Source organism: Pseudomonas sp. ATCC PTA-122608, assembly GCF_001952855.1.
Classification (GTDB): domain Bacteria; phylum Pseudomonadota; class Gammaproteobacteria; order Pseudomonadales; family Pseudomonadaceae; genus Aquipseudomonas.
Window position 1 is genome coordinate 1 of record NZ_LPNO01000032.1, and the last position, 20,867, is coordinate 20,867.

Sequence of the window (20,867 nt, forward strand, 5' to 3'; positions counted from 1 at the left end):
GCTTGTATGGTTAGACTTGTAGGGGTGGTGGGACTAAAAGCCAGCATCTGACTCTAGCCAGTACAGACCGTGGGAGACTTCGCCCCACCCCTTCACCAAAGCGCCGATAAGGAATGCATCGGCCATGACCGACGATAGAAGCAAGCCAGCGCAACGGTGAAGCCCCGACAAGCCCATAAACCCTAACCCGGAGCGTTTTTCATGGCAATGACTGTCTTGCAATCAATCATCGGCGTGGATGTCGCTAAGGCTGAAGTCGTGGCCTGTCACTTTGAAACAGACGAATTGAAGATTGTGCCGAACAACAAAACCGAGCTGAAGGCGTGGCTCAAATCTCTGCCCGAGGGCAGTGGCATCGCGATCGAAGCGACCAATATCTATCACCTGGATACGGTCAACTTGGCTCATGGGATGGGCCATATGGTTTACGTGATTGATGGCTACCGTCTTAATCACTACCGCAAAAGCACGGGTGGGCGGGCGAAAACAGACGCCAGCGATGCGCGTTTACTGGCCCGTTATTTGAAAAATGAGCAGGCTGATTTACGTGCCTGGAACCCGCCGCCGAAGGTCTATACCAAGCTTCAAAGCTTGCTTCGCCGACGGGCAGCGTTGGTGAAGATGCGAGTTGGCCTTAACCAAAGCTGGGCAGGTGAGCCACTACTTAAGGCCTCATCAAAAAGTGTCTCAGCCTGCCTTGCGAGACACGAAGGGCTTATTGAAAAACGGATATTAGATGCCGTCACTGAGGCAGGTCTGTTGCATCAGATCAAACGCTGCCAGGCCGTTGAGGGGATTGGTTTTCTCACTGCGGTAGCACTGACGATGGCGTTTCAACGAGGCGAGTTTGAAAGTGCCGATGCCTATATCGCGTTCCTAGGAATGGACTTGAGGGTGTCTGACTCGGGGCAAATGAGCGGACGTCGATCACTGAGTAAAAGGGGGACTCGGAGATCCGTCGGTTGCTGCATAACGCGGCGTCAGCAGGTATCAAGTCAAACGCTTGGAAACCGCTCTATCAAAGCTATCTGGGCAGAGGCCTGAAAACGACTCAGGCCTTGGTTATCATCGCTCGCAAGCTAGCGCGTATCGCGTTCTCCCTCATGAAAAACCAAAGTGAATACCAGTCGAAAGCGGTTTTGGGGGCTTCCCCTAAACCATAGAATCTCCCACAGGGGAATACATTTCAAATGTGGGAGCGGGCTTGCCCGCGATGCTCTCAAGCGCGCTGCGAGTGGTACAGGCTCACCTTGCGAAACTCCCACGGTTCGGCCAAGTCGGGCAGGGTCAGGGCGTCGAGGATTTCCAGGCGCTGGTAGTCCGGGTGCTGGAAGTCCCGAACCCGGGAATCGGCGACCAGCGCTTCGCGGCCCCGGGTGAGGAACTGGTCCAGCAGCGGCAGGTTCGCCCGGTCGTACAGCACATCGGCGACCATGATCAGGTCAAACCGGTCGGCTTCGGTGAAGAAGTCTGCTGAATAGCCCAGTGTCACGCCATTGAGTTCCGCATTCGCCCGGCAGGCAGCCAGGGCCAGCGGATCCAGGTCGCACGCCACCACTTCCAGCGCTCCAGCCTTTACCGCGGCAATCCCGGCAACGCCCGAGCCTGCGCCGAAATCCAGCACCCGCTTGCCCGCGACCCACTCGGGATTAGCCGCCAGATACCGGGCCAGCGCCAAACCGCTGGCCCAGCAGAAACTCCAGTAAGGCGGCTCATGCAGGATGCGTCGGGTTTCTTCTGGGCTGAAAGCGCGGTCCATGTTGTCGGCGTCCAGCAGCCACAACGACAACTCGGTGCCCGGCAGCGGGCAGGGCACCAGTTGGGCGTCGCCGATCAGTTCGCTGAGGGCGCGTTGCAGGTCCAGCGGTGGCGTCATGGTGCAGTGACGAGTTGCAGCGGCCCTGTGGTCTGGGTGATCGCCTGGGTGATGCGCACCGGCGGCAGGTGCAGGATCAACTGGCCGGACTGGCTGGCGCGACCGCGCAGTTCAACGCGGGCACCCACCGGGAAAGCTTCAGGGTTGAAGCGCAGGCGGAAGGCCAACGGCTTGTTATTGCCGATCAGCACGCTGCTGGCGAGCAGTTGTTGCGGGCGCGAGCGGTCGTCGATCACCAGCAGCGCCAGTTCGACTTCCGCGCCAGCGGGTACGCCGTTCAATTGGCCGCTGACTTCACGCTGGTAGGCGGGCAGCGGGCCGAGGTCTTCTTCCACACCCGGGATTTTTTTCTCTTGTTGAGGGGCGGCAACGGGTGCCGCCGGTTTTGGGGCATGGCTGCTGCAGGCGACCAGAAAACCGAGCAACGTGAGCAAAACAAGTGGTCGTAACTGCATGTACGGCTCCAGAAAGGACAAAATCCGTGGCTTAAAAAATATGAAACATAATAGTCAGCCTATATACCGTAAAGGCTATGGCTTGTCTTGCCACAGGGATGCGCTACCATGGCCCTCCCATTTTTTGTTGCCTGCCACCATGCACTGTCCCTTCTGCGGTGCCAACGACACCAAGGTCATTGACTCGCGTCTGGTCGCCGAGGGCGAACAGGTGCGTCGCCGGCGTGAATGCCTGGCCTCTGGCTGCGGTGAACGTTTCACCACCTTCGAAACCGCCGAACTGGTATTGCCACGTCTGATCAAGACCGACGGCAGTCGCCAGCCTTTCGACGAAGAAAAACTGCGCGCCGGAATGCAGCGCGCCCTGGAAAAACGCCCGGTGAGTGTCGAGCGGCTGGAAGCGGCGCTGGTGCATATCAAGCACAAGCTGCGCGCCACTGGCGAGCGCGAAGTCAAATCCCTGGTAGTTGGAGAATTGGTGATGGGCGAGCTGCAAAAGCTCGACGAAGTCGCCTATATCCGTTTCGCCTCGGTGTATCGACGCTTCCAGGACCTCAACGAGTTCCGCGAAGAGATCGACCGCCTGGCCCGTGAGCCGGTAAAAGAATGAACCCACCTTCGGCAGAACAAGCGGTACTCGACGCTCATTACATGGCCCGTGCCCTGGAATTGGCGCGCAAGGGTCTGTACACCACCCACCCCAACCCACGGGTTGGCTGCGTGATCGTGCGTGACGGGCAGATTGTCGGCGAAGGCTGGCACGTGCGCACCGGCGAACCCCATGCGGAAGTCCATGCTCTGCGGGCGGCGGGCGACAAGGCCCGGGGCGCCACGGCCTACGTGACCCTTGAGCCGTGCAGCCACCACGGGCATACGCCACCGTGCGCCGATGCTCTGGTGAATGCCGGTTTGGCCCGTGTTGTCGCGGCGATGCAGGACCCGAACCCGGAAGTCGCCGGGCGTGGCATGCGTCGGTTGGCCCAGGCCGGGATCGAGACGTACAGCGGCTTGCTGGAAAACGAAGCGCGGGCGCTTAACCCGGGCTTTCTCAAGCGCATGGAGCATGGCCTGCCGTTTGTGCGGGTCAAGTTGGCCATGAGCCTGGACGGTCGCACTGCCATGGCCAATGGCGAAAGCCAGTGGATCACCGGCCCGGCCGCCCGTGCCGCCGTGCAACGCCTGCGGGCCCAGGCCAGTGTGGTGCTGACCGGCGCCGACACGGTGCTGGCCGATGGCGCTCGCCTGACGGTGCGCGCTGCCGAGCTGGGCCTGGATGAAGAAACCACCGCCCTGGCAATGTCCCGTCCGCCGCTGCGCGTATTGATCGACGGTCGCCTGCGGGTGCCGCTGAACGCGCCGTTCTTCAAGGCCGGCCCGGCGTTGGTCATCACTTGCGTGACCCCGGACAACCAGTACCCCACCGGCCCCGAGTGCCTGGTGGTACCGGGCGTCGACGGCCAGGTCGACCTGCGTTCCGCGCTGGTGGCCCTGGCGGCCCGTGGCGTCAACGAAGTGCTGGTGGAAGCCGGCCCAAGCCTGGCTGGCGCCTTCGCCCAGCAAGGCTTGGTGGACGAGTACGTGATATTCGTCGCCGGCAAGTTCCTCGGCTCCGCTGCCCGGCCTTTGTTGGACTGGCCGCTTGAGAAACTGGCCGACGCCCCCCAACTCAAGATCACTGAAATGCGCGCTGTGGGCGACGACTGGCGAGTCACTGCCATCCCTCTGCCATCAGCGAGCGTATAATTCCCGGCCTGCGCCACGTCTTCAGGAGAACGGCATGTTCACCGGCATCATCGAATCCATCGGCAGCATCCGTGCAATGACCCCAAAAGGCGGCGACGTACGCCTGCTGGTTGAAACCGGCAAGCTCGACCTGAGCGACGTCAAACTGGGCGACAGCATCGCCGTCAGTGGTGTGTGCCTGACCGTCATCGAATTGCCTGGCAACGGCTTTGCCGCCGATGTCAGCCGGGAAACCCTGGACTGCACCGCGATGAACGATCTCAAGAGCGGCAGCCCGGTGAACCTGGAAAAAGCCCTGACCCCGACCACCCGCCTCGGTGGGCACCTGGTCAGCGGTCACGTCGACGGTGTCGGCGAAGTCGTCGCCCGCAGCGAAAACGCGCGTGCCGTGGAGTTCCGCATCCGCGCGCCCAAAGAGCTGGCCAAGTACATCGCCCACAAAGGCTCGATTACCGTCGACGGCACCAGCCTGACCGTGAACGCCGTGAATGGCGCCGAATTTGAACTGACCATCATTCCCCACACCCTGAGCGAAACCATCATGGCGTCGTACCAGCCGGGTCGCCGGGTGAACCTGGAAGTCGACTTGCTTGCCCGTTACCTGGAGCGCCTTCTGTTGGGCGACAAGGCCGCAGAGTCTGACTCTCTTCAAGGGCCCGCCGGGAACATCACTGAAAGTTTTTTAGCCGCTAACGGCTACCTTAAATCCTGACCCAAGGGGGTGCCGCGTGGCGCTCAACAGCATCGAAGAACTGGTTGAAGACATCCGCCAAGGCAAGATGGTCATCCTCATGGATGACGAAGACCGCGAGAACGAAGGCGACCTGATCATGGCCGCCGAGTTGTGCCAGCCGGAACACATCAACTTCATGGCCAAGCACGCCCGTGGCCTGATCTGCATGCCAATGAGCCGCGAGCGCTGCGAGCTGCTGAAGCTGCCATTGATGGCGCCGCGCAATGGTTCGGGGTTTGGCACCAAGTTCACCGTGTCCATCGAAGCGACTACCGGTGTGACCACCGGCATCTCCGCTGCTGACCGCGCCCGCACCGTACAAGCCGCTGCCGCGAAAGACGCCAAGGCCGAAGATATCGTCAGCCCTGGCCACATCTTTCCGCTGATGGCCCAACCGGGTGGCACCCTGGCGCGCGCCGGCCACACCGAAGCAGCCTGCGACCTGGCGCGCATGGCCGGTTTCGAGCCGAGCGGTGTGATCTGCGAAGTGATGAACGACGACGGCACCATGTCCCGTCGCGCCGAGCTGGAAGAATTTGCCGCGGTGCACAACATCAAGATCGGCACCATTGCCGACCTGATTCACTACCGGATGATCCACGAACGTACCGTTCAGCGGATTGCCGAGCAGCCGTTGGACAGCGAACTGGGCCAGTTCAACCTCGTGACCTATCGTGATTCCGTGGAAGGCGACGTGCACATGGCCCTGACCCTGGGCACCATCTGCGCTGAAGAGCCGACCCTGGTGCGGGTGCACAACATGGACCCGCTGCGCGACCTGCTGATGGTCAAGCAACCGGGGCGCTGGAGCCTGCGGGCCGCGATGTCCGCGGTGTCCGCGGCTGGCAGCGGCGTGGTATTGCTGCTCGGTAACCCGGTGGATGGCGACGTGTTGCTGGCGCATATCCGCGAAACCGCCGACCACGTGCCGGTGAAAAAACCGACCACCTACAGCATCGTCGGTGCCGGTTCGCAGATCCTGCGGGACCTGGGCGTACGCAAAATGCGCCTGATGAGTGCGCCAATGAAATTTAATGCCATATCCGGTTTCGACCTGGAAGTAGTAGAATACGTGCCCTCCGAATAAAGGCCGGCGTTGTTTACCCCTTGTTCGCGGTTCAAATATCACTGAGGGGCGCGCACTAAGCGCGTCCCGGCTCTTTAAGAGATTTGTCGAATGACCCTGAAGACCATCGAAGGTACCTTCATCGCCCCCAAAGGCCGCTATGCCCTGGTGGTTGGCCGCTTCAACAGCTTCGTGGTTGAAAGCCTGGTAAGCGGTGCTGTGGATGCCCTGGTTCGCCACGGTGTGAGCGAAAGCGATATCACCATTATCCGCGCTCCCGGCGCCTTCGAAATTCCACTGGTTGCGCAGAAAGTTGCACAGCAGGGTGAATACGCGGCGATCATCGCCCTGGGCGCGGTCATTCGTGGCGGTACTCCGCACTTCGAATACGTGGCTGGCGAATGCACCAAGGGCCTGGCTCAGGTGTCCATGGAGTTCGGCGTGCCGGTCGCCTTTGGCGTGCTGACCGTTGATTCCATCGAGCAAGCCATCGAACGTTCCGGCACCAAGGCCGGTAACAAAGGTGCCGAAGCTGCCCTGTCCGCCCTGGAAATGGTCAGCCTGTTGGCACAGTTGGAGGCAAAGTGATTAGCGACGACAGCGATCAGTTCAACCCCCAGGACCCGCGCCCAGCAGACGCCGGCAAGCCCTCGAAGAGCGAAAAGCGTCGTGCGGCCCGTCAGCTCGCGACCCAGGCGCTGTACCAGCGCCACATGGCTAAAACCTCTCTGAACGAAATCGAAGCGCAATTTCGCGTCGACAACGATTTCAGCGCGGCCGATGCCAGCTATTTCCACGACATCCTCCACGGCGTTCCGGCTAACCTGGCGGAGATCGACGCTGCATTGTCGCCGTGCCTGGACCTGGCGATCGAAGAGCTGGACCCGGTTGAACTGGCCGTACTGCGCCTGTCCACCTGGGAACTGCTCAAGCGCGTCGACGTACCGTACCGCGTAGTGATCAACGAAGGGATCGAACTGGCGAAAGTCTACGGTTCCACCGACGGTCACAAGTTCGTCAACGGCGTGCTCGACAAGCTGGCCCCGCGCCTGCGTGAAGCCGAAGTGAAGGCGTACAAGCGCTAACTGGCGCTTGCTGACGCAATGGGCGAGTTTGAGCTGATCCGCAACTATTTCGCCGCCGCGCCTTGTGCGCAGGGCGGCGAAGGCATTGCACTGGGGATTGGCGACGACTGCGCCTTGCTGGCGGTTCCTCCCGGGGAGCAGCTGGCGATTTCCACTGATACTTTGGTGGCCGGCGTGCACTTTGCCGACCCCTGCGATCCGTTTCTGCTCGGCCAGCGCTCGCTGGCCGTGGCAGTCAGCGATCTGGCAGCCATGGGCGCCAATCCCCTCGCGTTTACCCTTGCCCTGACCACCCCGACGGTTGATGCCGATTGGCTGCAACGCTATGCCCAGGGTTTGAACGCCATGGCGCAGGGTTGCGGTGTGGTTCTGGTGGGTGGTGATACCACCCGTGGGCCGCTGAGCCTGACCCTGACGGTGTTCGGGCGGGTGCCAGCGGGCCAGGCCTTGACCCGCAGCGGCGCGCGGCCCGGCGACTTGCTGTGTGTTGGCGGTGAGTTGGGTAACGCGGCAGGCGCATTGCCGCTGGTACTGGGGCAGCGCACGGCAGAGGCTGCGATCGCCGAGCCGCTGCTGGCCCAGTACTGGTCGCCGCAACCGCAGTTGGCGCTGGGTTTGGCGTTGCGGGGCAAGGCCACGTCTGCCATGGATATTTCCGACGGCCTTCTGGCTGATTGCGGGCATATCGCCAAGGCGTCGGCTGTCAGCTTGTTGATCGAGCAGCAAAAGTTGCCTTTGTCGGCGGCCTTGCTGGCGTTCGTTGGCGACGCGGATGCCCGGGTGGCCGCGTTGAGCGGCGGTGACGACTACGTGCTGGCGTTCACCTTGCCGCCAGCCGAACTGGCACCGTTGCTGGCGTCGGGTGTGCCGGTGCATGTGATCGGCCGGGTCGAGGCAGGGCTGGGCGTTACCCTGCTGGACGCGGCTGGCCAGGACATCACACCCGCCATTCGTGGCTATCAACATTTCTGAAAGGCATAGAACCAAGCTGAAGGCCAATCGAACCTATTGATCTTTATCAGCGACAATTCAGCTTAAGCGTCTGTAGGAACCTGCTGTTACAATCTATCCCCTGTGAAATCAGAAATCAGGAGCACACGGTGCCCGTCGTTTTCGTTGCCGCTTCCAAGCTGCCAACCCCTTTTGCCACGTTCACCATGAATGGTTTTCTTGAAGAAGCCACCGGGCGCGAACACGTTGTTCTGAGTCTCGGTGATGTGGCCGACGGTGCGCCGGTTCTCGGCCGTTTGCACTCTGAATGCCTGACCGGCGACGCCCTGTTCAGCCAGCGCTGTGACTGCGGCTCGCAACTGGAAGCCGCGTTGCAGGCCATCGCCCGCGAAGGCCGTGGTGTGTTGCTGTACTTGCGTCAGGAAGGCCGTGGCATTGGCCTGCTGAACAAGATCCGCGCCTACGAGCTGCAAGATGGCGGCGCCGACACCGTTGAAGCCAACGAGCGCCTGGGTTTTGCAGCCGATCAGCGTGATTACGCGATCTGCCTGCCGATGCTCGAGCACCTGGGCGTCAAGTCCCTGCGCCTGATGACCAACAACCCGCGCAAGGTCAAAGCCTTGACCGACATGGGCATCACCGTCGCCGAGCGCGTGCCGCTGCACACCGGCCACAACCCGCACAACAAACTCTACCTGGCCACCAAGGCCAGCAAGCTCGACCACATGATGGGCAACGAGCACCAAGGCGAGGCCGACCGGGCGTGACGCGTGGCCAGGTCAAGCGGCGACTGTCGTTTAACTGGTGGCAATACCTGGCGTTGGCGCTGGTGCCGTTGTTTGTGGTCAACCTGGTGTTTGGCAAGGCCGATCCCTTGCTGCCGGTGCTGGCGATGCCGTTTTTTATCGCCGGCGTGGCCTCGATGTTTGTCAGCCTGCGTTACTTTCATGGCTATAAGCACGCGCTGATCGCCACGGGCAAAGCCCTCGATACCCCTGAAGAACCGGCTGCCTGGATCACCCTCGCGGCCCGTCGTCGTGTGGCGTTGCTGGTGGCTGCATTGCCGGCCTGGGTTGGCGCGCTGGCAGTGTTTGTCGGGCTGGAAGCGGTGCCGCTGTTTCTGCTGGCGCTGTCGACCCTGGTGCTGTTCTACCTCTATCGCATTCCGCGTCAGTTGGGTTGATGCGCGCCTGGCTGGCGGTGTTGCTGCTGGTCGTCGCGGCTCAGGCTGCGGCGGTCGAGCGGGTTGTCAGCCTTGCTCCTTCCTTGTCTGAAATCGTCGTTGAGCTGGGCGCTGCTGATTTGCTGGTGGGCGTGCTGGACGGCGGCGAGCGGCCACAGGCCTTGGCGAACGTGCCTTCGGTAGGAAACTACGGGCAGTTGGACATGGAGCGGCTGCTCAGCCTCAAGCCGGACCTGATCCTGCTCTGGCCGGGCAGCGTCGGCCCGGCCCAGCGTGAGCAGCTCCAACGCCTGAACATCCCGGTGTTTGTCGCCGAACCCCACAGCCTCGAACAACTCACCTCGCAAGTTGAAACCATTGCCCGGCAACTGGGGCGGGCTGATGCCGGCCGGCAATTGGCCTCGCAGTTGCGCCAGCGATTGGCCGAGTTGCGCTTGCGCTATTACCGAGCCGAGCCGTGGCGGGTGTTTTATCAGGTGTGGAACCAGCCCCTGTACACCGTTGGCGGCGGGCAGATCATCAGCGATGCACTGAGTGTGTGCGGGGCGCGCAATGTGTTTGATGACCTCAAGCTGCCGGCGCCGCAGGTCAGCATTGAGTCGGTGTTGCAGCGCAATCCCGAGGTGATTCTGGCGGGCGATCAAGCGCAGCTTGATGTGTGGAAGGCCTGGCCACAGGTGGCGGCGGTGGCGAACGGGCATTTGCTGGTAGTGCCCGACAAGGGCCTGGAACGACCCAGCGGGCAGATGCTTGAAGCGGTGGCGCGGTTGTGTCAGGTGATTGCACCGAGTCTGTGAGACCGCTATCGCAGGCAAGCCAGCTCCCACATTTGAACGAGTCGTCTGGATAAACACGGCCCCCTGTGGGAGCCGGGCTTGCCCGCGATGAGGCCGGTGCCGGCGCCTTAGATTTCCGGGCTCCAGGTCACCCCGAACATCAACGCCCGGCCTTCTTCCCGATAGCCATATTGCTGGCCCTGATACTGATACAGCGACCGGCTGTATTCTTTGTTCAGCAGGTTATCGAGCTTCATTTCCAGCTTGATCTCACGATTTACCGCCCAACTCCCCCGTAGACCGAGCAAGCCATAGCCGCCCATGGGTTGCTGGTTCGCCGCGTCGTCGTAGCTGCTGCTCACTGCCTGCCAGCTGGCGCCGACGCCGAGCTGATCGAATTGACGATCCAGGTCCAGGCTCAAGGTGCGCTTGGCCCGACGCGCCAGTGTGCGCCCGGTGTCGCGGTCCCGTGGGTCGATCAGCGCAATGCCGAGGCTGCTTTGCCAGCCGAACAGCTCTTGCTTGAGCGCCGCCTCGAAGCCGTTGATGCGCGCGGAGCTGACGTTTTGCGGGACGTGTCCGTTGAGTACGATCGCGTCCTTCAGGTCGGTCCTATATAACGAGGCTTCCAGTCGGCTCGTGTCGTTGAGTTGGCTTCGCCACTGCATCTCGTAGCTTTTCGAGGTTTCGGGCTTGAGGTTCGGGTTGCTGTTTATCCCGTATAGGTCATCCGGGTAATAGAGGTCGTTGAACGTTGGCGCCCGAAAGCCTTCGCTATAGCTCAGCAACAGATCATTGTCCGGGTTCAGCGGCAGGGTGAAGGTGCCACTCCAGCTGTTGTGGCCGCCGAACTGTTGGTTCTGGTCGCGGCGCAGGCCCAGTTCTGTGGAGAAAGATTGCGCCTGGAAACGGTGCTGGATAAACGCGGCGCGGTTCCAGCGACTGTCTTCGGCGAACGCGGTGCTGCTGTTGACCCGGTCCTCGTACCAGTCGCCGCCCAGGATCAGGCTGTTCTGCTCATTGAGGGTCAGGTCGTTTTGCCAGTTCAGCGAGTTGCGGTAGGTGTTGAACACGCTGCGTTCGGTGCTGAGCTTGTCCCGGGTTTCTTCGCGGTTTTCGCTGTGGCCCGCTTCCAGCCGGGACTTCCACGTTTCATTGATGCGTGCGTCGACATAGCTGCTGACGCTGCTTACGGTGAAGTTGGAATAGGGCTTTTGCGGGGAGAACGAGTTGTCGAATTCGCTTTTGCCGCGGTTATCCAGCACGTTCACCCCGGCTTCGAGGTCATCGTTGAAGGCATGGCTCAGGCTGAAACTGGTGGACTGGTTACGATAGGCGTCATGGTCGCGGTCGCTGGGGTACGAGGCATACGTGCGATTGATCCCGGCGGTGTCATCCAGGCTGGCGCCGAGGTTGAAGCGGGTTTTCTCGTCACCGCCGGACAGGCCCAGGCTGCGTTCCCACGTCTGGTTGCTGCCAAATCCCACATGCAGGCGGGGTTGCAGGCCGGACTCGTTGCCGCGTCGGGTAAAGATCTGAATCACCCCGCCAATCGCATCGCTGCCGTAGATCACCGAGCGCGAACCGCGGAGCACTTCCACCCGTTCGATCTGCTGGATGTTCAGGTGCTGCAGGTTGCTGTCGCCGGAAGTCGAGTTGCCGATGCGCTGCCCGTCGACCAACACCAGGCTTTGGGCCGACTTGGTGCCACGAATGTAAACGCTCGCCAGGCTGCCACGGCCACCGGCTTGTGAAACCTGTACGCCGGGCACGCGGCTCAGCAGGTCGGTCACGCTGGTGGGTTGCAGGCGGTCGATGTCGTCGCGGGTAAAGACCGTGTTGGCGGCGCTGCTGTCGTTACGCGCCTGCACCTGGCGGTTGGCGCTGATCACCACGTCGGGCAGCTTGAGGGCTTCGTCGCGTTCGAAGCTGTCGGCGAGCAGGTCGGTGGCTGGCAATAACAGAAGGGGCAGGGCAAGGCGAAGGCGGCTCATGGGCTGTCCGTAGCATTTGAAGTTGGCATAAACAAATGTGGGAGCGGGCTTGCTCGCGAAGGCGCCGTGTCAGTCAATACATCTTTTGACTGACCCACCGCTTTCGCGAGCAAGCCCGCTCCCACATTTTTAATCGCGTTTCTACAGACCCAGCAGGGTCATGCGCTGACGAACCGAAGCTTCAATCCCCGCTTCATCCAGCCCGCACTCGGCCAGCATCTGCGCCGGTTTGGCATGCTCGACATACACATCCGGCAAGCCCAGATGCAGCACCGACTTGAGGATGTTCTCCCGCGCCAGGAACTCACTGACCGCCGCACCGGCGCCGCCCATGATGGCGTTTTCTTCGAGGGTCACCAGCAGCTCATGGCTACCGGCGATCTCGCGTACCAGTGCCTCATCCAGTGGTTTGACGAAACGCATGTCCACCACCGTGGCGTCGATCTTCTCGGCCACTTTCAAGGCTTCAGCCAACTGCACGCCAAACACCAGCAAGGCAACGTTGCTGCCTTGGCGACGGACGATGCCCTTGCCGATCTCGATAGGTTCAAGGTCTTTCTCGATCACCGCATTCGGGCCATTGCCCCGCGGATAACGCACAGCCGCCGGGCCGTTGTACAGGTGGCCGGTGCTGAGCATCTTGCGCAGTTCGTTCTCGTCGCTCGGGGTCATCACCAGCATGCCGGGGATGCAGCGCAGGAAGGACAGATCGAAGCTGCCGGCGTGGGTCGGGCCGTCTTCGCCTACCAAACCGGCACGGTCGATGGCGAACAACACGTCGAGGTTCTGCACCGCGACGTCATGAATCAACTGGTCATAACCACGTTGCAGGAACGTGGAGTAGATCGCTACCACCGGCTTGGCGCCTTCACAGGCCATGCCGGCGGCGAAGGTCACCGCGTGTTGCTCAGCGATCGCTACGTCGAAATAGCGCAGCGGGAACTGCTCGCTGAACGCTACCAGGTCGGAGCCTTCCTTCATCGCCGGGGTGATACCCACCAGGCGCGGATCGGCGGCGGCCATGTCGCAAAGCCATTCACCAAACACGCCGGAGTACTTCGGCCCGCTGGCTTTCTTGGGCGCAGCAGCCGGTGCGTTCAACGGTTCAAGCTTGGTGATCGCGTGGTAACCAATCGGGTCGACTTCCGCCGGGGCGAAGCCTTTGCCTTTTTTGGTGACGATGTGCAGGAACTGCGGGCCTTTCAGGTCACGCATGTTGCGCAGGGTCGCGATCAAAGTTGGCAGGTCGTGACCGTCGATCGGGCCAATGTAGTTCCAGCCCAGCTCTTCGAACAGGGTGCCGGGAACCAGCATGCCCTTGGCATATTCTTCGGTACGACGGGCAATTTCCCACGCGCCGGGCAGACGCGAGAGCACCTTCTTGCTGCCTTCACGCATGCTGGCGTAAGTGCGGCTGGAGAGGATTTTTGCCAGGTAATTCGACAGGCCGCCGACATTGCGCGAGATCGACATGTCGTTGTCGTTGAGGATAACCAGCATGTTGGCGTTCACTTCCGGCGCATGGTTCAGCGCCTCGAAGGCCATGCCGGCGGTCAATGCGCCATCACCGATCACCGCAATCGCCTTGCGATCGCTGTTCTGCAGGCGGGCAGCAATCGCCATGCCCAGCGCTGCACTGATCGAGGTGCTGGAGTGTCCGACGCCAAAGGTGTCGTACTCGCTCTCGGAGCGGCGCGGGAAGGCCGCGATGCCGTCCTTCTGGCGCAGGCTGGCCATGCGCTCGCGGCGTCCGGTGAGGATCTTGTGCGGATAGGCCTGATGACCCACGTCCCACACCAGCCGGTCGTCCGGGGTGTCGAACACGTAATGCAGCGCAATGGTCAGCTCGATGACGCCCAGGCCGGCACCGAAATGCCCACCGGTCTGGCCGACCGTATAGAGCAATTCCAGGCGCAACTCATCGGCCAGGGTTTCCAGCTCGGCTTCACCCAGGCGGCGCAGGCCGGCTGGCGTGTTGGCACGGTCCAGCAGGGGCGTGGCCGGGCGCTTGCGGGGAATCTCTTGGAACGTCGTGGGCATCAGGCGAATCGTTATAGGTATAGAAGAGGCGGCAGTTTACCTCAAGCATCGCAAACTGCCCACGCAGAGCGCCGAACTTGGCTGATATGCGGTGGAAAAGGCCGTTGCTGTCAGTGGCGACGTTCGACGATATACCGCGCCAGGTCACGCAGTGGCTCGGCAGCCGCGTCGAAAGGTCGCAGGGCATCCAGTGCCTGGTCCCGCAGCTCCAGGGCGTAAGCCTTGGCGGCTTGCAGGCCGAGCAGCGAAGGATAAGTCGGCTTGTCTCGTGCGATATCTGCGCCCTGGCGTTTGCCGAGGGTTGCGGTATCACTTTCAACGTCGAGAATATCGTCCTGCACCTGGAACGCCAGGCCCACGGCCCGCGCGTAGGTTTGCAGCGCCGCCAGTTGCGCGGCTTCGGCACGGCCACTGGCCAGAGCGCCGAGGTGCACGGCGGCTTCGATCAGCGCGCCGGTCTTGTGACGGTGCATGTATTCCAGGGCTTTTTGATCGAGCTTCAAACCGACCGAGCCCAAGTCAATCGCCTGGCCGCCGACCATGCCGGCAGGGCCTGCGGCCAGTGCCAGCGCGGTAACCATGCGCAAGCGGATCTCGGCGTTGACGTTGCTCAGGCGCGGGTCCAGCAGAGCGCTGAACGCCAGGCTTTGCAGGCCGTCACCGGCGAGAATCGCACAGGCTTCATCAAAGGCTTTATGGGTAGTGGGCTGGCCGCGACGCAGATCGTCGTCGTCCATCGCCGGCAAATCGTCGTGTACCAGGGAGTAAGCGTGGATCAACTCCACCGCACAGGCGGCGCCGTTGGCTTCTTCCGCTTGCGCGCCGAGTGCTTCGCAGGCCGCGTAGGCAAGCAACGGACGAACGCGCTTGCCGCCATTCATCACGCTGTAGCGCATGGCCTCATACAGGCGGTTCAGCTCCGGGCTAGGCGCAACAAACAGCGGTTCCAGCGCAGCATTGACCCGGGCCTGGCTGCCGGCCTGATAAGCGTCGATCATTCAGGCTGTTCCGCATCGAAAGGTTCTTCGGCCAACTCCCCATCGCGTTCCAGCAACACCTGGACCTTCTGCTCCGCCTGCGCCAAGGCGCTCTGGCAGTCGCGGGTCAGGCCGATGCCTTGCTCAAACGCCGTCAGCGAGTCTTCCAGCGACAACTCGCCGTTCTCCATCCGCTCGACCAGGGTTTGCAGGTCGGCGAGGGATTGTTCGAAATCGAGTGCAACTTTTTTGCGGGCCATGGCGGCTATTCCGGTAGACGGTAAACCGGCGCGACACTAGCAGACATGGGGGATTGGGGCAAATGAGTGGGGGGATTTGCCTTGGAAATCAATCGCCTTGGGTGTTGATCTGGTAGCGGGTGCTGCGGCCGCCGCCGGGTAGTCGAGCCAGGCAGTTTTTTTCCAGAAGATCGGCCAGATGTCGGGTCGCCGTGGCCTTGGACACGTTGGCCACTGCCTGATACAGAGCCGCGCTGATCCCGTGCTCAAAGCCCTTTTCGGCACCGTCGAGCAGGCGATTCAAGACTTTGCTCTGTTCGGCGCTGAGTGCGTGGTCCCGATGCTGTTGCCAGAAGCGGGTTTTGCCCAGCAGCCGGTCAATCCGCGCCATGGCCTGTTGCAGGCTGCGAAGCAGTGTTTGCAGGAACCACTCAAGCCAATCGGTGACATCCAGCGTGGCCTTTTGACTGGTTTCCAGTGCGCGGTAATAGCCCGCCCGGTCTTCAAGGATGCTTGCCGACATGGCGTAGAAGCGGATCGCCCGGTTCCCTGCCTGGGCAAGCGCGAGGTCAGTAATAGCCCGCGTCAGACGACCGTTGCCATCATCGAAGGGGTGCAGGGTGACGAACCAGAAATGCGCCAGGCCTGCGCGCAGCAATGGGTCAAGGGCCGCATGATTCCGGCTGGCTTCAAACCATTCGATGAAATCGTCCAGCGACTGCTCTAGCCCTTGGCGGGGTGGGGCCTCGAAATGCACAGTGGGTCGGTCCAGTCGTCCCGACACGACTTGCATGGGCTCATCGCCCCTTAAGGTTCCTACGTTCAACCCGTGCGTGGAAAGACGGGTTTCCTCGGTGGGAAACAACCATCGATGCCAGTTGAATAGACGGGTGAGGGTAAACGGTTGAGCAAACTGTTGCGTGGCGTCCAGCATCAAGTCAGCCAAACCCTCGCTACGTCGGCTCACGGAGCCTTCTTGCAATTGCTCCAGGCCCAGGCGTCGGGCCAAAGAGGAACGTACCGAGCCCACATTCAGTTGCTCACCCTCGATTGCCGAGGAGGTCAGAATGTTTTGCAGCAACGCATCCAGTTCGTTTTCTGAACTCTGTGCCTGGCTGACCGAACCCAGCATGCCCAGCAACTTTCCTTGCGCCTGCGTGCACTCTCGCAACAACGCTGCAAGGCGCTCTGGTTGCCAGTGAAAGTGCGGCCAGTCGGGTTGTTGCCAGATCCAGTATGGGTGATCCATGTAGGTATGCTCGGTGTGTGAGCCGAATAGAAGGCTTATTCGGCTCATTTGGTGAGCCGATTGTGTGAGCTATTCGGCTCACTGTCCAGTCAGCCGCGTACGATCAAGATGCGACGGGTGAGGGCAATCTTGGTCACCGTTGATGTCACGCACGCGGTTGCGCCAGGAGTGGTCGATGGTTAGGTTATTGGCGATGCGATAGAGAAAAGCGCGAACGTCGCCGATCTTCGCGACTTCGCTGTTGATCTGGTGGATGAAGGCGTCATGCATAGTCGTTGGCGATTTCGCGGCAGTTTACCCTGCGGGTGAAGTACGCCAGGAGTTCACTGCGGTGACGGCGGTGGAGCGGGCCGAGGTTGCGGTTGCGAGGGGAGTCGGGCATGGCAGGGCGGCATTTGTGGGGGAATGGTTGAGGTGGGGGATGGTAGAGCGATGAGATTTTCCGGAAAAAAGGATGAGTAGCCTGAGCAGATGGTTGTGAAAGGAGCATGCTTACTATTGGTCGCTGTGCAGAGCGTTGGTAATTGGGTGTGGAAATGTCAGAAAAAGAAGAATATGCCTGTATTATTTTTCAGCGCTGTATTGGTGAGTTTTATTAGTTTTTTTAATAGGCCAGGGTTCTCGGGGATTGCCGCGATCATTAGGATTTCGAGCATAGTCGTCAGTTCGGTAACACTCTGTATACTTTCATCTTCATAGTCGTCTATTAGTTTTCCGAGTTTTGAGTTTATGTTTTCAATGATTTCTGATTTAGTTAGTTGTTGGTATTCGTCTTCGCTCAGGTCCAGTTGTTCTAGTTTGTTCTTAGGGCAAGCGTCCAAGTCTAGAAGTTTCAAGGCTTCTCGGGTCAAAGGTACAGTTATCAGCTTCATTAAAGCGGTTCCTTTTTGAAGTATTTCTTTTCAGTATTCTTCCAGCGCAAAAGGCTTGGCAGCATAAAAACCACCCATGTCGCGCAAGTAAGTATGAACTCAATTTCCGATAATACTTTCAGTGCTTCCATTCCAGTTAGTGCTATATCTTTATTTTGCTCTAGTATTGTTTGCTTCCATGGATTTTATGTTTGGGTGAGCGTTTTGCCTTATGGAGCTTAGAGTTATGAAGGGCTCTGCATATATTCGTAAATGTCGCTTCTTGTTATTTCTTTTATTTTTATTTCATTTATCTTGGGTAGGATGAGGTTTTTATGTTTTGAGTGACATATTAACTGAATGGCCCCGTAAGTCTCGCCATTAAAGAATCGGATAGATAAAGTCGAACTGTTGAATAATATTAGTCTGAAATCATTTGTGGTTAATATGTAATCGAGAGCGCTTAATCTTTGCGAGAGTTCAGCGGTTCTTTCGTTTTGTATCATCAGCCGTATTGAATTGCAAGCGCTGCCCAGCGTTGATGGGTCTGTTTCTGTAGAGGGCGTGTTTAATTGTTGTATGTAGGAATATACCGACGTTACTTCATTTTTCAGTAAAATATCTCCAGGTCCCGCTTTTTTTGAAAACTCCTTTATCGTCACATATTCCATAGTCTTGCTGTATGGCTTTATTCCATACGTGCCCCATCTTACCGTGAATGGCCACTTTTCCTTGAGTAAAAACTCAAGCTTGCACCACGAAGGCCAAGCTTCTTTGATTTCGTGATTAAGTAAGGTGAGTGTCAGGAAGTCCTTGTCGTAACTGTGGGTGACCTGATCCCAAGGATAAATGCCGTCCTCACATATAAATACTGTTTTCATTGATATCCCTTGAAGTAAGTGTGTGAGTCGCCATCAAGGCGGGAGAAACTTTAAGTCGTTATTTATTTGCTTCGATCTTCACGTGCGGATTGTGATCGCGAGTTTTTTATGTGGGGTGGTCTATATTAAGGTTGCACTTAAAGTCTCGTTGGGTATAAGTGAATTTGGGTTGTCGTTAAGTCAATATGGCTTGGTTTTTCTTCGGGCACACTGTCTAACTCTATAAGAATGATGAGTCCATTAAGGCGTATAGCGGCGCATTTGTCGTCATCGATTGAGATCAGCTCTGCTGTTAGGTGTGTTTTGCCTTTCACTGTATAAAAGAGATCGATATTGTTGGCTGAAGGCTTGATATTTTCGCCCCAGCAGAAAGCTTCATCCAGAGTCATTTCAATATCGTACTCTTGGCCAATCTGCGGTGGCCCTCCAACCCATGCGGCTAATCCTTTGCCGAACAGTGACTGGAAACTCACCTGCAAGCCATGGTCTTCTGAATGCATATTGGTTATTTTTACTATCATTTTCTTAAGGTGGGGCTGCAAGCACTATTGATTTAGAGGGGTATGGCTAGTGTTTTACGTGAATGGAGTAATTCTCTTTAGGTGTTTTTGAGTTTAATTAAAACAATCCATCTTTTTTGTCGCCGTTTATGTACGCCGAAGGGCCGTCTAGAGATATAAAGTTTGCTTTGAATTCTATTAGGGAGTTTTTTGAGATGGCTTGAAATGTGAAAAAGTCGTTTTTTTCTACTATAGTGACGGACAAAGTTTCTTTGGTTGGGATGTTGATGATTTTTAAATCGCGAATGGTTGAGCAGGTAAGCCCGATCCTGCAAGTGTTGAATCCTTTGTTTTGCCATTTTTCTGGTAAGTTATCTGGGAATTCCGGTATGTCGAATCCCAAGCCTACCAAGGGTTGGTCGTTTTCGATCTGTAATGAAAAGAGAGAAATTCTTCCAATCTCTATTGGCCTGCTAAAAAGTTTACAGAAGAATATGCTTTCATCTAGTTCGTCCCAGTGTTTCATTTTTTTTCCTTAAAAGAGTAATGTTCTTTCGCTCCGGGTACTTTGCCGTTTCGGATAGATAAGGTCGAACTGTTGAATAGTATTAGTCTGAAATCATCTATGGTTGATACGTAATCGAGAGCGCTTAATCTTTGCGAGAGTTCAGCGGTTCTTTCGTTTTGTATCATCAGCCGTATTGAGTTGCACGCGCTACCCAGCGTTGATGGGGCTGTTTCCGTAGAGGGCGTGTTTAATTGCTGTATGTAGGAGTATACCGACGTTACTTTATTTTTCAGTAAAATATCTCTAGGTCCTGCTTTTTTTGAAAACTCCTTTATAGTCACATATTCCATAGCCTTTCTGTATGGCTTTATTCCATACGTGCCCCATGTTACCCTGAATGGCCACTTTTCTTTGAGTAAAAACTCAAACTTGCACCACGAAGGCCAAGCTTCTTTGATTTCGTGATTAATTAAGGTGAGTGTCAGGAAGTCCTTGTCGTCACTGTGGGTGACCTGATCCCAAGGATAAATGCCGTCTTCATATATAAATACTGTTTTCATTGATCGTCTCTTGAAATCGACCTTCCTAACTCGATAAAAAAGGTGGGCACGATTAGCCGTGCGGCTGAGCATTTGTCGTCATCGATTGTATGGAGACAGGATAAGCCTGTGTCATAACTAAATAGATTCGTCTCTTTTTGTCCGTCATTTAGCTGCTGGCGGTCTCCACAAGACTAGATCCGCGACATGTCTTTCAATGTCATCCATATCATCTTCCCCGCGAGTGTCGTCAAAATGTTGTGAGATTATTTTTCTCACCTGCGCTAGTCGTCGTGTAACACCAAAGTTGTCAATAAAGTCAGTGGTTTCTTTTCGGTACTCCTCTAAGGCAAAAGGTTTGTCGGCATAAAAACTACCCATGTTATGCAGGGAAATCAAAATGAACTCGAGTTCTGAAAGGATCTCCAATGCCTCGTCACCACTTAATACTATCTTTTCGTTCGCTTTTAACATTATTTTCTTCTCGTGAATTTAGAGTTTTTAATTATTAAACTTCCTTTTACGGTCAGCTCCATAGTGTTGTATCTTGGGTTTTTTATCCATTCTAGTCTAGATTCGGGTACATCTATCTCAATATAGTCTCTTCCTTTCCCTCTGCTAATTTGATATTTGTTTTGGGCGTCTAAAGGGCTCAAAACTTTATTTTTTGCGGGCTCCACAAACACCCTGTCTTTATCCCGCGCAATTATTACTCCGTCCTTTTCAATTCCGTTCGATCCAGCCCTGTTTGTGTAGTGTCTTACTCTGACGGTTTTTTCGTGGCTTGCCACTGGAGCCGGTTGTATTGGCTCGCCATGGTCTACTTTTGTTTTATTCGAGGCGTTTTCATCGCCCGTAGGAGGTTTACACCCATCCCCACCCGGACAGGTATTCAAGCCCAACGGATCCACCCACCCCGTCGGGTTGGGCACGTACTGGTATCCGTTCAGCCCTCCCGCCAGCTTCACCGGGTCGGGCGTCAGATAGCGGCCAATGTCCGGATTGTAGTAGCGATGGCGGTTGTAGTGCAGCCCGCTTTCCGGGTCGAAGTATTGGCCCTGGAAGCGCAGTGGGTTGGTAACGGTGTTGACGTCCAGCTTTGCGATTTGGCCGTAGGCGCGGTAGTGGGCGGACCAGACGATTTCGCCGTCGGGCGCGGTGAGTTCCTGCGGGGTACCGAGGTGGTCGAGTTGGTAGTGGAAGGGTTTTACGTCTTCCGGG

Annotated in this window: 25 protein-coding genes and 1 pseudogene; 11 read left to right on the plus strand and 15 right to left on the minus strand. The window is 57.9% G+C overall.

All coding sequences use genetic code 11. From position 1 onward, the window contains the following. The first annotated feature begins 201 nt into the window (after positions 1 to 201). Positions 202 to 1,163: pseudogene (locus AU074_RS23000) on the plus strand (IS110 family transposase). A gap of 56 nt (positions 1,164 to 1,219) precedes the next feature. Here AU074_RS23000 and AU074_RS23005 read toward each other — a convergent pair. Both AU074_RS23005 and AU074_RS23010 read right to left on the minus strand, forming a co-directional pair. Next, on the minus strand, positions 1,220 to 1,876 hold the full coding sequence (locus AU074_RS23005; RefSeq protein WP_076016661.1) for a methyltransferase: 657 nt from the start codon (positions 1,874 to 1,876) through the stop codon (positions 1,220 to 1,222). After that, entirely contained in the window at positions 1,873 to 2,331 is a 459-nt protein-coding gene (locus AU074_RS23010; protein ID WP_076016662.1) for a YbaY family lipoprotein, read from the minus strand. The genes AU074_RS23005 and AU074_RS23010 overlap by 4 nt, the downstream gene beginning before the upstream one ends. A 139-nt stretch (positions 2,332 to 2,470) precedes the next feature. On the opposite strand from AU074_RS23010, the gene nrdR reads away from it, so the two are divergent. From nrdR to AU074_RS23060, 10 genes are all read left to right on the plus strand, one after another. Beyond that, complete coding sequence (nrdR, locus tag AU074_RS23015; protein WP_003209990.1) at positions 2,471 to 2,941, plus strand: transcriptional regulator NrdR; 471 nt, start codon at positions 2,471 to 2,473, stop codon at positions 2,939 to 2,941. Beyond that, positions 2,938 to 4,074 carry a bifunctional diaminohydroxyphosphoribosylaminopyrimidine deaminase/5-amino-6-(5-phosphoribosylamino)uracil reductase RibD gene (ribD, locus tag AU074_RS23020; protein ID WP_076016663.1) on the plus strand — a complete coding sequence of 379 codons (1,137 nt, stop codon included), beginning with the start codon at positions 2,938 to 2,940 and terminating at the stop codon, positions 4,072 to 4,074. The genes nrdR and ribD overlap by 4 nt, the downstream gene beginning before the upstream one ends. A 34-nt stretch (positions 4,075 to 4,108) precedes the next feature. Next, positions 4,109 to 4,786 carry a riboflavin synthase gene (locus AU074_RS23025; RefSeq protein ID WP_003209988.1) on the plus strand — a complete coding sequence of 226 codons (678 nt, stop codon included), beginning with the start codon at positions 4,109 to 4,111 and terminating at the stop codon, positions 4,784 to 4,786. A gap of 16 nt (positions 4,787 to 4,802) precedes the next feature. Then, on the plus strand, positions 4,803 to 5,894 hold the full coding sequence (gene ribBA, locus AU074_RS23030; RefSeq protein ID WP_076016664.1) for a bifunctional 3,4-dihydroxy-2-butanone-4-phosphate synthase/GTP cyclohydrolase II: 1,092 nt from the start codon (positions 4,803 to 4,805) through the stop codon (positions 5,892 to 5,894). 90 nt (positions 5,895 to 5,984) lie between these two features. Next, the gene (gene ribE, locus AU074_RS23035; protein WP_003209986.1) at positions 5,985 to 6,461 is read left to right on the plus strand and encodes a 6,7-dimethyl-8-ribityllumazine synthase; all 477 of its coding nucleotides are present in this window, start codon (positions 5,985 to 5,987) and stop codon (positions 6,459 to 6,461) included. Beyond that, a complete protein-coding gene (gene nusB, locus AU074_RS23040) occupies positions 6,458 to 6,958 on the plus strand; it encodes a transcription antitermination factor NusB (RefSeq protein WP_076016665.1) in 501 nt (166 codons plus the stop codon). The genes ribE and nusB overlap by 4 nt, the downstream gene beginning before the upstream one ends. Positions 6,959 to 6,976: 18 nt before the next feature. Continuing rightward, positions 6,977 to 7,930 carry a thiamine-phosphate kinase gene (gene thiL, locus AU074_RS23045; protein ID WP_076016666.1) on the plus strand — a complete coding sequence of 318 codons (954 nt, stop codon included), beginning with the start codon at positions 6,977 to 6,979 and terminating at the stop codon, positions 7,928 to 7,930. Between the two features lie 128 nt (positions 7,931 to 8,058). Further along, positions 8,059 to 8,676, plus strand: a complete 618-nt coding sequence (gene ribA / locus AU074_RS23050) for a GTP cyclohydrolase II (protein ID WP_076016667.1) — start codon at positions 8,059 to 8,061, stop codon at positions 8,674 to 8,676. Next, positions 8,673 to 9,092: a nuclear FMR1 interacting 1 family protein gene (locus AU074_RS23055; RefSeq protein WP_076016668.1), complete on the plus strand. Its 420-nt coding sequence runs from the start codon at positions 8,673 to 8,675 to the stop codon at positions 9,090 to 9,092. Before ribA ends, AU074_RS23055 begins: the two co-directional genes overlap by 4 nt. Continuing rightward, positions 9,092 to 9,889: a cobalamin-binding protein gene (locus AU074_RS23060; RefSeq protein ID WP_076016669.1), complete on the plus strand. Its 798-nt coding sequence runs from the start codon at positions 9,092 to 9,094 to the stop codon at positions 9,887 to 9,889. Before AU074_RS23055 ends, AU074_RS23060 begins: the two co-directional genes overlap by 1 nt. A gap of 107 nt (positions 9,890 to 9,996) precedes the next feature. Here AU074_RS23060 and AU074_RS23065 read toward each other — a convergent pair whose 3' ends face one another. The 13 genes from AU074_RS23065 to AU074_RS23125 form a co-directional block, all read right to left on the minus strand. Beyond that, positions 9,997 to 11,862 (minus strand): TonB-dependent receptor domain-containing protein, encoded by a 1,866-nt coding sequence (locus AU074_RS23065; protein ID WP_076016670.1) that lies wholly within the window; start codon positions 11,860 to 11,862, stop codon positions 9,997 to 9,999. A 141-nt stretch (positions 11,863 to 12,003) separates the two neighbouring features. Next, entirely contained in the window at positions 12,004 to 13,902 is a 1,899-nt protein-coding gene (gene dxs / locus AU074_RS23070) for a 1-deoxy-D-xylulose-5-phosphate synthase (RefSeq protein WP_076016671.1), read from the minus strand. A 110-nt stretch (positions 13,903 to 14,012) separates the two neighbouring features. Then, positions 14,013 to 14,900: a (2E,6E)-farnesyl diphosphate synthase gene (ispA, locus tag AU074_RS23075; protein WP_076016672.1), complete on the minus strand. Its 888-nt coding sequence runs from the start codon at positions 14,898 to 14,900 to the stop codon at positions 14,013 to 14,015. Then, positions 14,897 to 15,139 (minus strand): exodeoxyribonuclease VII small subunit, encoded by a 243-nt coding sequence (locus AU074_RS23080; protein ID WP_003209964.1) that lies wholly within the window; start codon positions 15,137 to 15,139, stop codon positions 14,897 to 14,899. The genes ispA and AU074_RS23080 overlap by 4 nt, the downstream gene beginning before the upstream one ends. An 88-nt stretch (positions 15,140 to 15,227) precedes the next feature. Next, on the minus strand, positions 15,228 to 16,367 hold the full coding sequence (locus tag AU074_RS23085) for a Fic family protein (protein WP_076016673.1): 1,140 nt from the start codon (positions 16,365 to 16,367) through the stop codon (positions 15,228 to 15,230). Positions 16,368 to 16,445: 78 nt separating this feature from the next. Beyond that, positions 16,446 to 16,637: a hypothetical protein gene (locus AU074_RS23090; protein WP_076016674.1), complete on the minus strand. Its 192-nt coding sequence runs from the start codon at positions 16,635 to 16,637 to the stop codon at positions 16,446 to 16,448. A 269-nt stretch (positions 16,638 to 16,906) separates the two neighbouring features. Next, positions 16,907 to 17,239: a hypothetical protein gene (locus AU074_RS23095; RefSeq protein WP_076016675.1), complete on the minus strand. Its 333-nt coding sequence runs from the start codon at positions 17,237 to 17,239 to the stop codon at positions 16,907 to 16,909. Positions 17,240 to 17,463: 224 nt separating this feature from the next. Continuing rightward, a complete protein-coding gene (locus AU074_RS23100; protein ID WP_076016676.1) occupies positions 17,464 to 18,099 on the minus strand; it encodes a hypothetical protein in 636 nt (211 codons plus the stop codon). 137 nt (positions 18,100 to 18,236) lie between these two features. Next, complete coding sequence (locus tag AU074_RS23105; RefSeq protein ID WP_076016677.1) at positions 18,237 to 18,599, minus strand: hypothetical protein; 363 nt, start codon at positions 18,597 to 18,599, stop codon at positions 18,237 to 18,239. 118 nt (positions 18,600 to 18,717) lie between these two features. Then, a complete protein-coding gene (locus AU074_RS23110) occupies positions 18,718 to 19,125 on the minus strand; it encodes an Imm50 family immunity protein (RefSeq protein ID WP_076016678.1) in 408 nt (135 codons plus the stop codon). Continuing rightward, the gene (locus tag AU074_RS23115; RefSeq protein ID WP_076016679.1) at positions 19,122 to 19,667 is read right to left on the minus strand and encodes a hypothetical protein; all 546 of its coding nucleotides are present in this window, start codon (positions 19,665 to 19,667) and stop codon (positions 19,122 to 19,124) included. The genes AU074_RS23110 and AU074_RS23115 overlap by 4 nt, the downstream gene beginning before the upstream one ends. A 144-nt stretch (positions 19,668 to 19,811) precedes the next feature. Further along, positions 19,812 to 20,120, minus strand: a complete 309-nt coding sequence (locus AU074_RS23120; RefSeq protein ID WP_076016680.1) for a hypothetical protein — start codon at positions 20,118 to 20,120, stop codon at positions 19,812 to 19,814. Beyond that, a partial coding sequence (locus tag AU074_RS23125) for an RHS repeat-associated core domain-containing protein (RefSeq protein ID WP_173860405.1) occupies positions 20,120 to 20,867 on the minus strand: 748 nt, incomplete at its 5' end. The genes AU074_RS23120 and AU074_RS23125, both read right to left, overlap by 1 nt.

Coding starts and splice junctions, on each gene's coding strand:
- AU074_RS23010 (WP_076016662.1), bottom strand. CDS start 2,331: ATGCAGTTACGACCACTTGTTTTGCTCACGTTGCTCGGTTTTCTGGTC.
- AU074_RS23005 (WP_076016661.1), bottom strand. CDS start 1,876: ATGACGCCACCGCTGGACCTGCAACGCGCCCTCAGCGAACTGATCGGC.
- AU074_RS23085 (WP_076016673.1), bottom strand. CDS start 16,367: ATGGATCACCCATACTGGATCTGGCAACAACCCGACTGGCCGCACTTT.
- dxs (WP_076016671.1), bottom strand. CDS start 13,902: ATGCCCACGACGTTCCAAGAGATTCCCCGCAAGCGCCCGGCCACGCCC.
- thiL (WP_076016666.1), top strand. CDS start 6,977: ATGGGCGAGTTTGAGCTGATCCGCAACTATTTCGCCGCCGCGCCTTGT.
- AU074_RS23080 (WP_003209964.1), bottom strand. CDS start 15,139: ATGGCCCGCAAAAAAGTTGCACTCGATTTCGAACAATCCCTCGCCGAC.
- ribE (WP_003209986.1), top strand. CDS start 5,985: ATGACCCTGAAGACCATCGAAGGTACCTTCATCGCCCCCAAAGGCCGC.
- AU074_RS23095 (WP_076016675.1), bottom strand. CDS start 17,239: ATGAAGCTGATAACTGTACCTTTGACCCGAGAAGCCTTGAAACTTCTA.
- ribD (WP_076016663.1), top strand. CDS start 2,938: ATGAACCCACCTTCGGCAGAACAAGCGGTACTCGACGCTCATTACATG.
- AU074_RS23065 (WP_076016670.1), bottom strand. CDS start 11,862: ATGAGCCGCCTTCGCCTTGCCCTGCCCCTTCTGTTATTGCCAGCCACC.
- AU074_RS23060 (WP_076016669.1), top strand. CDS start 9,092: ATGCGCGCCTGGCTGGCGGTGTTGCTGCTGGTCGTCGCGGCTCAGGCT.
- AU074_RS23120 (WP_076016680.1), bottom strand. CDS start 20,120: ATGTTAAAAGCGAACGAAAAGATAGTATTAAGTGGTGACGAGGCATTG.
- nrdR (WP_003209990.1), top strand. CDS start 2,471: ATGCACTGTCCCTTCTGCGGTGCCAACGACACCAAGGTCATTGACTCG.
- AU074_RS23115 (WP_076016679.1), bottom strand. CDS start 19,667: ATGAAAACAGTATTTATATATGAAGACGGCATTTATCCTTGGGATCAG.
- ispA (WP_076016672.1), bottom strand. CDS start 14,900: ATGATCGACGCTTATCAGGCCGGCAGCCAGGCCCGGGTCAATGCTGCG.
- AU074_RS23090 (WP_076016674.1), bottom strand. CDS start 16,637: ATGCATGACGCCTTCATCCACCAGATCAACAGCGAAGTCGCGAAGATC.
- AU074_RS23100 (WP_076016676.1), bottom strand. CDS start 18,099: ATGAAAACAGTATTTATATGTGAGGACGGCATTTATCCTTGGGATCAG.
- AU074_RS23105 (WP_076016677.1), bottom strand. CDS start 18,599: ATGCATTCAGAAGACCATGGCTTGCAGGTGAGTTTCCAGTCACTGTTC.
- AU074_RS23025 (WP_003209988.1), top strand. CDS start 4,109: ATGTTCACCGGCATCATCGAATCCATCGGCAGCATCCGTGCAATGACC.
- AU074_RS23110 (WP_076016678.1), bottom strand. CDS start 19,125: ATGAAACACTGGGACGAACTAGATGAAAGCATATTCTTCTGTAAACTT.